Origin of the sequence: Microcoleus sp. T3_A4, from assembly GCF_036700465.1 — a bacterium.
GTDB lineage: Bacteria > Cyanobacteriota > Cyanobacteriia > Cyanobacteriales > Microcoleaceae > Microcoleus.
Genome location: NZ_JAUBOY010000007.1, coordinates 108,827 through 124,185, shown reverse-complemented (window position 1 = coordinate 124,185; position 15,359 = coordinate 108,827). Strand labels below are relative to the sequence as shown.

Genomic DNA, 15,359 nt, shown 5'->3' with positions numbered 1-15,359 from the left:
CTATAAAAAATCTGGCTTCCCTCGTTTTTTTCCTATTTGCTTCTGCCTTGTGCCTTCTACCTTCAAAGGAATCATAATTGTTAATTTATAATAGCTGTTCCAGGGATCACTCTATCTTTGGTATGGTTTGCTTGGCAGAGTTTGGGCGGATTACAAGTTCGGAAATTTATTTTTTCAATTAAATAAAAACTTACTCATCCGGCTGTAGTAAAAAAAAATTAATTAAATACTTTATAGTTAAATTATTCAGACTCTTCTATCAAAAAAACCGAGGAAAAATTAATTTTGAACGAACCCAGCAACTTGTGAAATATCGTCGATCGCGAAAGTTGGTTCTAGGGCGAGACACTGAGCGCGATCGCCATATCCGTAAGCCGCCCAACAAACATCTATCCCAGCATTTTTAGCAAACAGCAAATCAATCGCTGTATCGCCAACCATTAAAATTTGACTGTTATCCAACTCCGGGAACAGCGGTTTAATAATCGAGTGAAAAACAGTCGGATTGGGTTTCGGAATTATTTGTCCGTTATCACCTAATATCAAATCAAAAAAACTGTAAATTCTCAAACTCTTTAGTAATACATTAACAAAAGTAACCTGTTTGTTGCTGAAAACTCCCAGGCTCAATCCAGACTGACGCGCCAACTGCAAGACTTGCTTTGTCCCGGTAAATAACTCTACCTGCTTTTCACCTTCCGTCCGATAATAAGAGCGGTAAGTTTCAACCCATTCAGGAATTGCGCTTTCTTCGATCGCCGGATGGAGGATTTTAAAAGAATTTGGTAAATTGATGCCGATCGTACCTATAATAGTATCAGCAGCGGGCGGGGTAATATTGAAAGTTTCAAAAGTTTTGGTAAAGCAAAATACAATAGCTTTGTGAGTAATTGCCAAAGTGCCGTCGAAGTCAAAAATAATTAACTTGTACTGACTCATATTCTTTAAAATTTTCTATATAGCAATCCGAGGTTAGCCACGAAATAATAGCATAATTAATCTCTCCTTCACCAATTATAAGTATAATTTTTCAACATTCAAGAGGTCAACATGAGTGTCACCGAAAAACCCGAAGCTCTAGCCACAGATTTCCCAGACCACACTCAATTACCAGACTCCGACGGTACTTTTGTGAACAACTTTCAAGAACATCCTCAAAGCATCCTGTTAACAACATCAATCCGACCGATTTGAGACCAAATTCATCCCGACGGACAATACTGCATCGGTCAAGATTCCGGTATTTACTGGCGAGTGGCCCGGCCCCCGGAACCGCCCGAAAGAGGAGCCGAAGCACCTGATTGGTTTTACGTGCTCGACGTGCCGCCAACTCTCGACGGAAATATGCGGCGTTCCTATGTGATGTGGAAAGAATTAATGCCGCCGTTAATCATACTATAATTTGTCTCTGGAGATGGCCGCGAAGAAAGAGATCAAACTCCCAAACAAGGCAAATTTTGGATTTACAAGCGGATTATTAGACCTGTTTTTTACGGAATTTATGAAGTCAAAAAAGCCCAAATAGAATGCTATCATTTGGTGGAAGATAGATTTTAGTTAATGTCAGAAAATCAGCGCGGACATTACCAAATCGAGCCAATGGGATTGGAATTAGGCATTTGGCAAGGAAGTTATCAGGGCGTAGAACGGCCTTGGATGCGCTGGTGGGATGCTGAGGGGAATTTGCTGCTGGCTGCCGATGAAAGAGCCGAACAAGCGGAATTGGCAGTCGAACAAGCGCAGTCAGAAGCAGAACAAGAACGGCAAAAGCGAATAGAAGCCGAGCAGCGAATTCAAGCTTTAGAAGCGCGTTTGCAAGAGCTAGAATGAGGCTACAATCCGAATCAAGAGGGCGGGTTTATTAAAATATTGGTGTGAGAGAATTAAATGGCTGGTAAAACCCGCCCCTACCACATATTTTTTGTCGTTTACGCAGATATTTTTTTCTTTTCTCCGGTTTGTCGTATGGGAATTTTAAAAATTACCACTTCTAATCCAGAAGCTGCTTGTATTATTTGATAAGTATTTTGTAGCTTTGTGTAAGTCCTATGGCACTAATTGTTCAGAAATATGGCGGAACCTCGGTTGGCACAGTCGATCGCATTTTGGAAGTAGCCAGACGAGTAGTAAAAACAGCACAGCTCGGCAACTCTCTCGTTGTCGTACTTTCAGCGATGGGCAAAACCACCGACGGTTTAGTTAAACTCGCCAAGGAAATTTCCCCAAATCCCAACAAGCGGGAAATGGATATGTTGCTTTCCACTGGGGAACAAGTCTCGATCGCACTTTTGAGCATGGCATTGCAGGAAATGGGACAGCCCGCAATTTCCCTCACCGGCGCCCAAGTCGGCATTGTCACCGAAGCCGCCCACACCCGCGCCCGGATTTTGCGAATTGACCCGAATCGGCTTGAAAGCCAGTTAAAAAGCGGTAAAGTCGTTGTGGTTGCTGGGTTCCAAGGTATCGCCGATGCCGGAGAATTGGAAATTACCACCTTGGGCCGTGGCGGTTCCGACACAACAGCAGTTGCCCTCGCTGCAGCGCTGCGGGCCGACAGGTGCGAAATTTATACCGACGTTCCCGGAATTCTGACTACAGATCCGCGCTTGGTTGCCGACGCCCAATTAATGGACGAAATCACTTGCGACGAAATGCTGGAATTGGCGAGTTTGGGCGCAAAAGTCCTGCACCCGCGCGCGGTAGAAATTGCCAAGAATTACGGCGTGCCGCTGGTAGTGCTTTCTAGCTGGAGTGACGCCCCCGGTACGCGGGTAGTGTCCCCACCCCCGCAACCCCGTCCTTTGGAGGGTTTGGAGCTCGCAAAAGCGGTAGATGCGGTGGAATTTGACTTAGATCAGGCGGGGGTGTCGCTGCTGCGTTTGCCCGATCGCCCCGGAGTAGCAGCGCGGTTGTTTGGTGCGATCGCGCAACAAAACCTCGATGTAGACTTAATTATCCAGTCAATTCATGAAGGAAATACTAACGATATTGCCTTCACAGTGACGCGAAAATCTCTGCAACAAGCTACTGCGGTTGCAGATGCTATTATCCCCACCCTCGGCAAGAATTCTCGCCCAGAATTGGGAGAACCGGAAGTGAAAGCAGAAGAGCGGCCAATAGCTAAAGTTAGCATTGCGGGTGCGGGAATGATCGGTCGTCCGAGGGTAGCGGCGCAGATGTTTAAGACTTTAGCGGATGCAGGAATTAACATTCAAATGATTTCTACATCCGAAGTGAAAGTTAGTTGTGCCATCGATGCCGAAGATTGCGATCGGGCAGTTGCCGAACTCTGCAAAACATTTGATGTTGCCAACTCCCCTATTGGGCTGCATTCATCATCCCACAAACCGCCCGCAGTCCGCGCCGTTGCGTTGGATCTCAATCAAGCGCGTCTAGCAATTCGCCAATTGCCCGATCGACCCGGAGTAGCAGCAAAATTGTTCGGACTTTTAGCCGAGGAAAATATCAGCGTAGATACAATCATTCAGTCGCAGCGCTGTCACAATATCGACGGCATATTAACTCGCGACATTGCATTTACCGTAGCACAAATTGACGCCGAAGCTGCTAAAAACGCCCTCGAAAAAGCCGCCCCCGAATTTGGATGGGGCGAAGTAGCAGTCGATACACAAATCGCCAAAGTTAGCGTTGTCGGTTCCGGGATGGTAGCGCATCCAGGAGTAGCGGCAAGGATGTTTGAAGCGCTTTCCCGCCAGCAAATCAACATTCAAATGATTGCTACTTCTGAGATTAAAATTAGCTGCGTTGTGGATGAGGAACAAGGCGTAACGGCTTTGAAGGCAATTCACGCAGCCTTTGAACTTGCCGGCACCGAAAAAATCCAAGTTCCCGCCTAATCAAGTAGGGAAACGGCACTGCCGTGTCCTTACAAAAATCGAGGACACGGCAATGCCGTTTCCCTACAATTAAGTGAGGTAGGGAAACGGCATTGCCGTGTCCTAACTTTGGGTAACTTTAGTCATTCTCTTCAGCTTCTTGTGAAATTAAAGTCATTGCTTGATTAATAAGTGCCTCTTGATTCACTAACTGCGACAATTCTCTTGGTTCATAACGCCCTTCTTCCACTTCTAGGGAAGCTTTATTAATAGCTTGTCGATACGCCATTTCTAAAACAATGAGTAACTCTTCTATAGGTAAGTAAAATCCCGCGCCTCTCGGTCGCTTATTTTCCTCCTGAATTTCTAGAACCGAGTTCCGAATCGAGATATCCCAAGAGCGAGTTGTGCGATTTTCAGCTTGCTGTTTAATCAGATGCAATAGTAAAATCACTGCATAGCTGCGAATAGTTTTAATGATGTCTTTTTTGCTCATTTCTTCTAGTTCTTCAACTATAGCTAATGACCCAGGTATATCCCCTTTTAACAGTAAGCTTTTTAAGGTGAGTAATTCTTCCATGACGACTATATCTATCTTGGGTGACTTATATTATAGCTCAAAGCTAGCGCTTGGTTAATGCTAAAATTGTTTAATAACAAAATTAATCTCAAGTAATAGTGTTAACTAGAGTCCCAACTGATTGCAGAAGTCGGGAGTCGCGACATCTTTGTAGTTCCTTATTTTCATCATCCAACAAATTTTGACTTAAGATTTCTTTCGCAATTGCTTCCACAACCGGTACACAAACCGAATTCCCAATTTGCTTGTAACTTTCCCCCGCAGTCGGATAACTCTTAAACTCTTCAGGAAAACCCATAAGACGGTAACATTCCTTCAGCGTCAACTTTCTCACGATATCTTGCTCAGGAATGTAGATAAAAAACCTGCCCGACGTTTCTTGCGAAGGAATTGTGGGATGCACTCCATCTACCGAATAAATGCGATTAGGCTGTCTGTGAACTCTCGATAAATGTTCTGTATTTGGCCTGACGCCAGTTTTCCAAGTACCTTTATTTCTGTAACCTACAAACAAAAGTCCCGAATCTTGCTTTCTCGGAGACTCAATTAAAGTATACTCTGATTTGTCCAATATTTCAAAATCCCCTGTCTCGTCTAGAAATTCCCAGAGTTTTGGAGTCAACTGGGTTTTAAGCCGAGAAAAATTAAATTCTTTACCTTTAGTTGCAATAATGAATATTCTTTCACGATGTTGAGGAATTCCAAAGTCTTTAGCATTCAGCATTTTGTAATTCACGCTGTATCCCAAATTTTCAAGACTGGCAATAATTACTTTTAAGGTATTTCCCTTATCGTGATGGATTAAGTGCTTGACATTTTCGAGAACAACTACTTGAGGTTGCTTTATTTTGATGATTTTACAAATCTCGAAAAATAGCGTACCTCTAGTATCTTCAAAACCCAACTTTTTGCCACAGATGCTAAAAGGTTGGCACGGAAACCCGGCGACTAAAACATCAAAGTCTTCTAACTCGACGGGATTAATGTTACTGATGTCTGCAAAAGGAACCTCGCCGAAGTTTTCTGTGTAAACTTGTCGGCATTTGCTGTTTATTTCACAGGAAAAAACGCATTGAAAGCCCATTTTTTCAAATCCCCGTCGAAAACCTCCTATTCCTGAAAACAAATCTATAAACTTCATTTATAACTTAATGTAAAATGTTACTAGAATTCATGGTAGCATATTTTGTTTTTCTCTCTTCTTTCAGTCTGCGTTCTCTGCGTTCTCTGCGGTTCATTATATCAATTTCAACGAGTCTTGCTACAGTCCTCAATCTTATACCAATCGTTAAAAGTCGCAGAACCCAGCGCCGGACACGGCAATGCCCTGTCCCCACAGATATCGCGTAGAATGTCGATCGCCCGAAACTTCCCCCCGCATTCAACCAACCAATGTCCCAAACTTGTCCCGCAGCCGACTAAACTAGAAATAGCAAAAAAAATATAGCTATTGTTTACTTCCTTTCACAAACCATGAGTCAAACCTTGGAAAACCTCACCGCCATCGATGACAACCTATCCAAACGCCACCTCGACCTCGATCCAGGCGGCTACTTCATCATCTATCTCGATCGCGAAACCAGCTTAATTTGTGCCAAACATTTCACCAACATCATCGACGATCGAGGCCTCGCCGTCGATCCCGAAACTGGTAAACCCATCCCCGCCCGTGGCAAAGTAGAACGCACCCAATCCACACTTTTTACCGGGCGAACCGCCAAAGAACTTTGCGTCAAAATCCTAGAAGAAACCCGCCCCTGTCCTGTGACAATGTTAGATCACGCGGCTTATCTGGGACGGGAATTTGTACGGGCAGAAATTGCATTGTTGAGCGATCGAGAATACGTTCAAGATTAGTGCAGCCCTGCCAGAATTTCTTGACAAAACGGCAACCGATCGGATTTATCAGCACCCGATCACGAAAAACCTTGATACCAGAAATAAGTCACCATCGGAATCACTGTCGCCAACACCAACAGCACAACCACAACAACTGTGGCATTGCCTTGATCTGTTTCTTCAGCTTTTTTAAACGTGCCTTCAACTTGAATGTTGTCAACAACTTCAGGAGGACCCGGATCAGGTTCGCCCGACAAAACAGTTGCAATGCGCGTACTTGCAGCCGTAAATGCCTCGTTGTATTTATTGGCTTCCCGCAGCGGCACTTGCACGGTTTCTCCAGCTACACTCTGGGCAATTTCATCGGTTAGCAGGGACTTAACCCCTTCGCCGGTGCGAATTGCCGCGCTGTTGGTAACAGTGTCGAGAACGAGTAAAATTTGATTAGTCTGGTCTTCTTTTGCGGGAAACCACTGTTCAAACAGTTGGTCGGTGAAAGTGGCAGCCGTTTCGCCGTAGTCTAAGCGGTGGATGGTGACAAACCTAACTTGTTTCCCTGTTTTGTTTTCCAGGTTGTCGAGCACGCTGCTGATATTGCTTTCGCTGCTGCGGCTGAGCACGTCGCCTTTGTCGAACACCCAAGTTCGATCGCCCGCCGACAACACCGGTATTTCGTAAACGCCAGTCGCCAATGCTGGCAATACCGCCATCTGGGATGCGATTAGGACGATCGCGATCGCCGCGGCCAAAGGTTGGAGATATTTTCTCCAATTAAATAATTGCTTCAGGAGTCTAGTCATGAGGTTAACCGTAAAACTGACTTTTTTCCAAAAATACTATAGAAACCCCCGTAAAATTCATTTTATGCAGGGCAATATTTACAATTAGCTAGCCAGTGGAACTCCCCGCCCGATTATTTTAGGATTCTAACTATGGAACCAGCAGACACTTATAAAGGTTGGATTATTCAATCCCAGAAAGTCTTCTACGTCGAGGTTTGGGATAGCCACGGCAACCGCCACGTCGCCGTCCAAAATGCCAAGACTGAGGAGGAAGCTTTGGAATTGGCCAAAAAGTGGATAGACAAATATGAGTCAAAACCCGGAAGAATGCCGATCGACGTACCCCATCCTTTCGGAGACATGATCGATATGCCATTTTAAGTCAGTTGACTGTTGACTGTTGACTGTTCACAGTTAACATTACAGCTTGTAGGGTACTCTGCTAGAGACAAAACCTCTTCTAATCGAGAAATTATTGGAACTGACGCAGCCAAAGACTATGCCAGTTGCGTCCCGGACTGCATTTGTCATGAGATAAAATTACGAAATTCCTCGCAATTTCCGCGTATTTTCTACCAAACTCCGAGCAAATTCGTCGAACCTTTCAGACAGTTTTTCATCCAACAATTTACCATCCGCACTAAAAGCTTTCCAAGCTTGTCCGATCGCAATTTGTTCGGGAATTACCCAAGCGTGCACCCATCTCAAAATTACGCGCAAATCGTTGAGTGCGTTGTTGTTAACTTGCCCTCCCAAAACGCTAATCCCACCCGCAACTTTCCCGTCCAAATGCTCAAAACTCATCAAATCCAGGGCATTCTTGAGAGCACCGCTGATGCTACCGTGATACTCCGGCGTTGCCAAAATCAAGGCGTCGGCTTGCTTAACCGCATTCTGCAGCTTTTCCACATCCGGGTAATCGAGATAATCATTCTCACCGTTGCAGAATGGCAGATTGAGCGATCGCAAATCCAATATTTCAACTTCCGCGCCCAGGGCCTGCGCCCGTTCTGCTGCCACCTTCAACGCTAACTGGCTGTAGGAGCCAGCCCGCAAACTTCCACCAATGCCGACAATTTTTACCATAAAACTTAAAAACAATAACTGCTTGACTAAAACGTACTCATTACGAGTATGATTAACATAGCAAGTTCGATCGGCAACTGTCAATCGATTTTAGATTTTAGATTTTAGATTTTAGATTTACGGAGGGGGCCCAGAAACCGGGTTTTTTGAGCAAAATACTTCGTTGCAGCCCGCAGATTAGGTAAAAAACCCGGTTTCTTGAGGAGCAGTGGATTCAAAACCCCCCTCTTGAGGCAGGGCGGTTTCATTCTCAGGGAAATCATCGCTTTGTAGGGGTAGTGCCCCCGTGCCTACCCCCTCCACGGACGATGAAATCGATGTTTCAAATATCGGGGCTCTTCACGAGGGTTTGCCCCTAGGGAGAATGAAACAGCCCTGCCCTCTTGAGGGGCATCTTAAGATGCCCGCGAGAGATAAACCCATCCAACACCCGCCATCTTGTTAAAATAAATGAACGTAGCAAACCACAAGCGGTCAATCTTGGCAGTCTTCAACCTTGGGCAAAGCAATATGAAAAATTCTTGGAAACACGCATGGCTGGGGCATCTAGCTGTAAACAAAGACAAGTCGAGCCAGAATCCTAAAAAATCAATTCCAGGACGGAATCTTTGGCGCATCCTGGGCAGTTTGGTGATTTCTCAAGGAATATTGCTCTCGACCCCGGTGTTTGCCGACAGCGCGCCAAACACCATGAGTTACAGCCAACTGATCGACAACATAGAAAAAGGGCAAGTCAGTAAAATCGAAGTAGACGAAACTCAAAAAACTGCCAAGGTTAGGCTAAAAAATCAAAAAAGCGATCAAACCCAATCAGTTAGTCTGTTCGACTACAACAACCGAGAACTGTACTCGCAAATCCGCGCCAAAAAGATTGACTTTGAAGTCAAACAAACAGCCGACAACGCCGCCGCAGTCAGTTTAGTAGTAAACTTGCTAGTGATTTTTGCAGTGTTGGCAGTATTGATGGCAATCCTGCGCCGATCGACCCAATCTCAAGGAAATGCCATGAACTTCGGCAAATCCAGAGCCCGTTTCCAAATGGAAGCTAAAACCGGCGTGATGTTCGACGACGTAGCAGGCATCGAAGAAGCTAAAGAAGAACTGCAAGAAGTGGTAACCTTCCTCAAAAAACCCGAACGCTTCAACGCCATCGGCGCCAAAATTCCCAGAGGAGTTCTGTTAATCGGGCCTCCAGGAACCGGCAAAACAATGCTGGCAAAAGCCATCGCAGGCGAAGCAGCAGTCCCCTTCTTCAGCATCTCCGGTTCCGAATTTGTAGAAATGTTTGTCGGAGTTGGCGCCTCCCGCGTCCGCGACTTGTTCCGCAAAGCTAAAGAAAATTCGCCCTGCATCGTCTTCATCGACGAAATAGACGCCGTAGGAAGGCAGCGCGGCGCTGGTATCGGTGGTGGCAACGACGAACGCGAACAAACTCTCAACCAGTTGCTGACAGAAATGGATGGCTTTGAGGGTAACAGTGGCGTGATTGTGATTGCAGCTACCAACCGCCCGGACGTGCTCGATACCGCCCTGCTGCGGCCAGGCAGGTTCGATCGGCAAGTAACGGTAGATTTGCCCAGTTACAAAGGGCGTTTAGGGATTTTGCAAGTTCACGCGCGCAACAAAAAACTCGACCCAGAAGTTGCCCTAGACACGATCGCCCGCCGCACTCCCGGCTTTTCCGGCGCCGACTTGGCAAACTTGCTCAACGAAGCAGCTATTCTCACAGCGAGGCGTCGCAAAGACACGATTAGTAACTTAGAAGTTCACGACGCGATCGACCGGATCACGATCGGGCTTACGCTCAACCCGCTGCTGGATAGCAAGAAAAAGTGGATGACAGCATACCACGAAGTCGGACACGCCCTAGTCGCGACCATGCTCAAAAATGCCGACCCGGTGGAAAAAGTAACGATTATTCCTCGTTCCGGCGGCATCGAAGGCTTTACTAGCTTTGTGCTTGACGACGAAATGCTCGACAGCGAAGGTTTGAGGAGTCGGGCTTTGCTGTTAAACCGAATTAAAGTAGCTTTGGGGGGACGGGCGGCGGAGGCCGAAATTTATGGCGATGCTGAAATCGACACCGGTGCCGGTAGTGATCTCAGAAAAGTTAGCAGTCTCGCGAGGGAGATGGTAACGCTTTATGGAATGTCGGATTTGGGCCCTGTGGCTTTTGAAAGTCCGAACAATGAGGTGTTTTTGGGCCAAAACTGGAATTCGCGATCGGAGTATTCCGAAGACATGGCAATCAAGATCGATCGGCAAGTCCGAGAAATTGCCTTTGAGTGCTACGAAGAAGCTCGCCGAATTATCCGCGAAAACCGCGCTTTGGTAGACAAACTTGTCGAAGCGCTGTTGGATGAAGAAACCATCGACGGCGATGAATTCCGCCAAATTGTCCAGCGGTACACCGAGGTAAACAAAAAAGAGTTGGCACCAACCTAAAGAGTCATTAGTCATTAGTCATTGGTCATTAGTCATTAGTTATTCAAGTTTGTAGTGAAGACTTTAGTCCTCATTACCGACAAAATAAGGACTTTAGTCCTTACTACAAACCAAGAAAAATGACTACTAACTAATGACTACTAACTAATGACTAATGACTAATGACTACTAACTAATGACTAATTAAGATTGTTGCGCGTACATTTCCCGGAGTACCAAAGCCGGGTCAACCCAGCGGCCGCCGTACTTCAGTCCCCAGTGCAAGTGAGGCCCACTCGTGCGGCCGGTCATCCCAACCCTGGCAATTCTCGCACCCGCAGGCACTGTTTGACCTTGCCAAATTTGCAAGGTACCTTCGCGATCGGTATAATAACGCCCTCCATTAGCCGTTAGCACTCGGCCTCTGAGGTGACAGTAGATGTGTTCCCAATTTCCAGATCGCACCACCATACCAGTGCCGCACCGGCCATCTTCCCAAACTTCCACAATTTGCCCGCCCCACCAATTGCGGATATAGCTGCCTTCGGGCGCCGCCAGATCCAAACCGTAATGAAAATCCCCGCCGCGGGGGCCGAACGGGGAAGTGTATGTTTCAAAGTTTTCGACTGGAAAAGAAGCTTCTTGCCACAAATTACCCGTCGCTACTCTGCTTGGTAAGCCTGACTGAGCTTTGACCACCTGCTGCTGCAAATAAGGGCTGATCAACACAATGCCGATCGAAAGTGCCAGCAGCAGCATCTGTCTGAGACGAAAAAAGCGTTTTGCCGTCAGCGGGCCTCTAGAGTCTTGCAGGATTTTTTTCACGGCTCAAAGTTAAATGTGTGTGAGTTTGCGTTGTCTGTTAGGCTCACATCTTGCACCCTTGTCAATAAAGCTTTCAGGGGCGGGCTTTCCGGCCCACCCCACAAAAAAATCATTCTTTGTGGAACGGGCCGGAAAGCCCGTTTCTCAGAAGGGTGCAAGATGTAAGTGATGCCAATTCGCTGCAAGATTGGCTTTGAGCTCTACCCGCGATCGCGAATCAGTTTATCAACAACGTGTATCTTACTCCATCCAAAACCCGTGTCAAGGCTTCCGGGTAAATGCCCAGGGGTGATAAAAAAAATTGGAAATTCGTGCTGCGGTTGAATTCGATCGAGCTTTTGCTTGACACTATAGTTAAGTTCGGGGATTTTGGATGACATCCAAAATCTCAAATTCATAACACATCAAGCAATGCTTACTGAAATTTTTCCCTTTAGTTTTGCCATAGACGCAACTGCGATCGCCGGTGCGTCCTTGTGGTCTTTGGCCCTATACTGGGGCCTGTCGCCCCTCACAGAATGGGTAATCCTGCAACTGAACCGCTGGATGAATTTTGCCGAGAGATCCCTCTACACCTCAGAAGCCGAGTTTGAAAGAACCCGCCAAGCCAGAGAAGCTCAAAATGCCTTTTACGCCTCGCTGTTGAGCATTGTGCCCTTTTTGATTGCAGGCGGATTGTGCAATTGGGGCGTAGAATTTTCTCTGGGTACTGGTTGGGCGGTATCTATGGGTACGATCGCCTGTATTGGCGGCGGCGTGTACGAGCTCGGCCGCCGAGACGGCGAGGAGTCTTAGGGGATTTTGGATTTTGGATTTTGGACAGGACTTACACGCAGGTAGTTAGACACCTGGTTTTTGCGACAATATTTCGTTGTCACCCGCAGATTCGCTAAAAAACCAGGTTTCTGTTTCTTTTCTCGAAGCGCGTAATTCCTGTATGATTGTCGCTCAAAAATGAGGATGTAAAGCTATGAAACTAAAGTGGTTGATACTTGCCATTATCTCATCTTTTTCGATCGTTGTTATGCCTGCGAAAGCGGCTGAAACCCGGTGCGGATGGTTGATAAATCCCACGCCTGCTAATTGGTATCTCAAAGACAAAGATGCTCAGTGGACTATCTCGGTGCAAGGGGGATATCAAGCCGGAGGAATTAACAATATTCCTCCTTTTAACGACGATGAATATGTCAAAACTAATGTTAATTATGGATATGGCTGTGCTTGTTTAAATGTGGTAACAGATAGACATCGAAGGAGAATTACCACGATCAAAGGTGGTGAACAATTACCACTCTCGACTTGTCGAAAAGATCCGAACTTGCCAAAAATTAGTTAGTTGTGGCGAAACCATACAAGTTTTTTAACTCAGTCAAATGAACTTTCAACCCGAATTAACATCATTAAATCAAGCCCGCGCCACATTTAAACAAATTTGGGGATACGACGACTTTCGCCCGCCCCAAGGAGAAATCGTCGGCAGTTTATTAGCCGGGAAAGATACACTTATAATTATGCCGACAGGTGGCGGGAAATCAATCTGCTTTCAACTGCCAGCTTTGTTACAAACAGGCTTAACTTTGGTAGTTTCGCCGTTAGTCGCACTGATGGAAAATCAAGTGCAAGAATTGCGCGATCGCAATTTACCCGCTTCCCTCCTCCACAGTCAATTGCCAACAGCGCAGCGCCGACAAACTATGCAGTCGCTGCAACAAAACAAATTAAGATTGCTGTACCTGTCTCCCGAAACATTACTCAGCAAACCTGTTTGGGAAATTATCAGTCAGCCACACATCCAAATCAACGGTTTAATATTAGATGAAGCTCACTGTTTAGTACAATGGGGTGATACTTTTCGACCAGCTTACCGCCGTTTAGGAACAGTGCGGCCGGCTTTGTTGAAAGCTAAACCAGCAAACAGTAAAATTGCGATCGCAGCTTTCACCGCTACCGCCAACCCCGAAGCACAGCAAACAATCAAAAATGTCTTGCAACTGCAAAAACCCGAAGCATTTCTGCTAAGTCCGTACCGTTCTAATCTGCACCTGCAAGTGCAAACAGTCTGGACGCCGAGAGGACGCAAGCAGCAGTTATTAAATTTTATTAAAGCTCGACCAAAACAAGCAGGTTTAGTCTATGTCCGCACCAGAAAAGATAGCGAAAACTTGGCGGATTTGTTGAAAGAAGCAGGTTATGAAACAGCAGCATATCATGCAGGTTTAAGTCCAGAATCACGACGAAACATAGAAAAAGCTTGGCTGAACAATGATATTAAATTCGTGACTTGTACGTCAGCATTCGGGATGGGAATTAACAAGCCAGATGTCCGGTGGGTTGTTCACTTTCAAGCACCTTTGCTATTATCGGAATACATTCAGGAAATTGGTAGAGGCGGACGCGACGGCAAATCGGCGATCGCCCTGACATTGATTAGCGAACCTACGGGTTTGCTTTATCCTGAAGATAAACAAAGAGGGCAATTTTTTCAAGATAAATTGCGATCGCAATACCGAGAAGCTCAGCAATTAGCAAAAAAACTGCCTGTTAAAGGCGATATAGAAGCAGTTTCCCGCGAATTTCCCGAAAGCGCGATCGCCCTTTCAATCTTGCACAGTAGCGGACAATTAACATGGCGAGATCCTTTTAATTATGCGATTAATAAATCTCCCCAGCAAAAAGCGGAAAAATCAAATTTTTCCGCAGCGGAAGAAATGGCAAAATATCTCAAACATCGCGAGTGCAGGTGGCAATTTTTGCTGCAAGCTTTTGGGTTTGCCAAGGAAGCTAAATCAATGCGCTGCGGCCACTGCGATAATTGTCGATAGCATAGACGATTATACTCAAACGACTTAACCACTCCGACCAAAGAAACCGGGTTTTTTACCCAGTCTGCGGGCTCAAATGAAGTATTGCTGTGAAAAAACCCGGTTTCTCGCTACCCGTGCGATCGCGAACTAACTCACAGATGTTATGATGAAGATATTTGCTTTACACACTTGGCAAAAAATAGTAAAAAGTAAATGATAGAAACAGACACTGCGGCACAAATTTACACAGTAGAAAATACAGAAGAATTCGATCGCAGTAATGTCAATCAGCGATTAGATATTTGGCTGTCAAACCAGATACCGGACTTATCCCGATCGCGAATCCAAAGCCTCATATCACAAGGCAATGTCAAAGTCAACGACGAAACCTGCACCTCGAAAAAAATATCAGTAAAAACGGGCGATCGCATCCACCTCACATTACCTGAAGCCCAGCCCACAAAGTTGCAGGCCGAAGCAATTCCCCTCGACATCCTCTACGAAGACGACAGCCTAATTATCATCAACAAACCAGCCGGATTAGTCGTCCACCCAGCCGCCGGACACGCAGACGGTACATTAGTCAACGCCCTCTTAGCCCACTGTCCCCTAGCAGAAATAGGCGGAGTTCAGCGGCCGGGAATCGTACACAGATTAGACAAAGATACAACAGGTGCGATCGCGATCGCCAAAACCGACATCGCCCACCAACATCTGCAAGCCCAACTCAAAACCAAAACCGCCCGCCGCGAATATTTAGGCATAGTTTACGGTGCTCCTAACACCGAAACAGGCACAATAGACTTACCCATCGGGCGGCATCCCACAGACCGCAAAAAAATGGCGGTAGTACCAGTAGAAAAAGGCGGTCGCCCCGCAGTTACTCACTGGACAATCAAAGAAAGAATTGGCAACTATTGCTTAATGCACTATCAATTAGAAACCGGCCGCACCCATCAAATTCGCGTGCATACAGCGGAAATAAAACATCCGATTGTCGGCGACCCGATGTACAGTTCCAACCGTTCTATCGGCGTCAATTTAACCGGACAAGCCCTCCACGCATGGCGGCTGACATTGCAGCATCCCGTAACCGGAGAGTTAATAGAGGCGATCGCACCTTTACCGGATCAATTCAACACCCTGCTAAAAATATTGCGCCTGCGAGCTAATATTTGATATT

At 46.1% G+C, this 15,359-nt stretch carries 16 protein-coding genes and 1 pseudogene; 10 read left to right on the top strand and 7 right to left on the bottom strand.

The features are described from left to right. Window positions 1-279 precede the first annotated feature (279 nt). Window positions 280-939 (bottom strand): HAD family hydrolase, encoded by a 660-nt coding sequence (locus tag QUA07_RS06250; RefSeq protein WP_333323430.1) that lies wholly within the window; start codon window positions 937-939, stop codon window positions 280-282. A 111-nt stretch (window positions 940-1,050) separates the two neighbouring features. On the opposite strand from QUA07_RS06250, the pseudogene QUA07_RS06245 reads away from it, so the two are divergent. The 3 genes and pseudogenes from QUA07_RS06245 to QUA07_RS06235 all read left to right on the top strand — a co-directional run bounded on the left by QUA07_RS06245 (window position 1,051) and on the right by QUA07_RS06235 (window position 3,857). Next, window positions 1,051-1,830 (top strand): annotated as a pseudogene (locus QUA07_RS06245) (Uma2 family endonuclease). A 57-nt stretch (window positions 1,831-1,887) separates the two neighbouring features. After that, entirely contained in the window at window positions 1,888-2,019 is a 132-nt protein-coding gene (locus QUA07_RS06240; RefSeq protein ID WP_333323428.1) for a hypothetical protein, read from the top strand. A gap of 29 nt (window positions 2,020-2,048) precedes the next feature. Further along, window positions 2,049-3,857, top strand: coding sequence for an aspartate kinase (locus QUA07_RS06235; RefSeq protein ID WP_333323426.1), 1,809 nt, complete (start codon window positions 2,049-2,051; stop codon window positions 3,855-3,857). 118 nt (window positions 3,858-3,975) lie between these two features. Here QUA07_RS06235 and QUA07_RS06230 read toward each other — a convergent pair whose 3' ends face one another. Further along, a complete protein-coding gene (locus QUA07_RS06230; RefSeq protein WP_333323424.1) occupies window positions 3,976-4,416 on the bottom strand; it encodes a DUF29 family protein in 441 nt (146 codons plus the stop codon). An 88-nt stretch (window positions 4,417-4,504) separates the two neighbouring features. Further along, window positions 4,505-5,557, bottom strand: coding sequence for a DNA (cytosine-5-)-methyltransferase (locus tag QUA07_RS06225; RefSeq protein WP_333323422.1), 1,053 nt, complete (start codon window positions 5,555-5,557; stop codon window positions 4,505-4,507). A 332-nt stretch (window positions 5,558-5,889) separates the two neighbouring features. Here QUA07_RS06225 and QUA07_RS06220 point away from each other — a divergent pair, with 332 nt between their 5' ends. Beyond that, the gene (locus QUA07_RS06220) at window positions 5,890-6,273 is read left to right on the top strand and encodes a DUF4346 domain-containing protein (protein ID WP_333323420.1); all 384 of its coding nucleotides are present in this window, start codon (window positions 5,890-5,892) and stop codon (window positions 6,271-6,273) included. 59 nt (window positions 6,274-6,332) lie between these two features. On the opposite strand, the gene psb32 is transcribed toward QUA07_RS06220, so the two are convergent. Beyond that, window positions 6,333-7,055, bottom strand: a complete 723-nt coding sequence (psb32, locus tag QUA07_RS06215; RefSeq protein WP_333083628.1) for a photosystem II repair protein Psb32 — start codon at window positions 7,053-7,055, stop codon at window positions 6,333-6,335. Window positions 7,056-7,187: 132 nt separating this feature from the next. Here psb32 and QUA07_RS06210 point away from each other — a divergent pair, with 132 nt between their 5' ends. Further along, on the top strand, window positions 7,188-7,418 hold the full coding sequence (locus tag QUA07_RS06210) for a hypothetical protein (RefSeq protein WP_333083630.1): 231 nt from the start codon (window positions 7,188-7,190) through the stop codon (window positions 7,416-7,418). 159 nt (window positions 7,419-7,577) lie between these two features. Here QUA07_RS06210 and QUA07_RS06205 read toward each other — a convergent pair whose 3' ends face one another. Then, entirely contained in the window at window positions 7,578-8,123 is a 546-nt protein-coding gene (locus QUA07_RS06205) for an NADPH-dependent FMN reductase (protein ID WP_333323481.1), read from the bottom strand. 510 nt (window positions 8,124-8,633) lie between these two features. Here QUA07_RS06205 and ftsH point away from each other — a divergent pair. Then, window positions 8,634-10,568 carry an ATP-dependent zinc metalloprotease FtsH gene (gene ftsH / locus QUA07_RS06200; protein WP_333083632.1) on the top strand — a complete coding sequence of 645 codons (1,935 nt, stop codon included), beginning with the start codon at window positions 8,634-8,636 and terminating at the stop codon, window positions 10,566-10,568. Window positions 10,569-10,751: 183 nt separating this feature from the next. On the opposite strand, the gene QUA07_RS06195 is transcribed toward ftsH, so the two are convergent. Continuing rightward, window positions 10,752-11,306 carry a M23 family metallopeptidase gene (locus QUA07_RS06195; protein WP_333083646.1) on the bottom strand — a complete coding sequence of 185 codons (555 nt, stop codon included), beginning with the start codon at window positions 11,304-11,306 and terminating at the stop codon, window positions 10,752-10,754. 266 nt (window positions 11,307-11,572) lie between these two features. Then, window positions 11,573-11,752 carry a hypothetical protein gene (locus QUA07_RS06190; RefSeq protein WP_333083634.1) on the bottom strand — a complete coding sequence of 60 codons (180 nt, stop codon included), beginning with the start codon at window positions 11,750-11,752 and terminating at the stop codon, window positions 11,573-11,575. A 31-nt stretch (window positions 11,753-11,783) separates the two neighbouring features. On the opposite strand from QUA07_RS06190, the gene QUA07_RS06185 reads away from it, so the two are divergent. From QUA07_RS06185 to QUA07_RS06170, 4 genes are all read left to right on the top strand, one after another. Further along, window positions 11,784-12,167 carry a hypothetical protein gene (locus QUA07_RS06185; protein ID WP_333083635.1) on the top strand — a complete coding sequence of 128 codons (384 nt, stop codon included), beginning with the start codon at window positions 11,784-11,786 and terminating at the stop codon, window positions 12,165-12,167. 175 nt (window positions 12,168-12,342) lie between these two features. Continuing rightward, complete coding sequence (locus QUA07_RS06180; protein WP_333323417.1) at window positions 12,343-12,708, top strand: DUF4087 domain-containing protein; 366 nt, start codon at window positions 12,343-12,345, stop codon at window positions 12,706-12,708. 37 nt (window positions 12,709-12,745) lie between these two features. After that, window positions 12,746-14,194 (top strand): ATP-dependent DNA helicase RecQ, encoded by a 1,449-nt coding sequence (locus QUA07_RS06175; RefSeq protein ID WP_333323415.1) that lies wholly within the window; start codon window positions 12,746-12,748, stop codon window positions 14,192-14,194. Window positions 14,195-14,389: 195 nt separating this feature from the next. After that, entirely contained in the window at window positions 14,390-15,355 is a 966-nt protein-coding gene (locus QUA07_RS06170) for an RluA family pseudouridine synthase (RefSeq protein WP_333296247.1), read from the top strand. Window positions 15,356-15,359 lie beyond the last annotated feature (4 nt).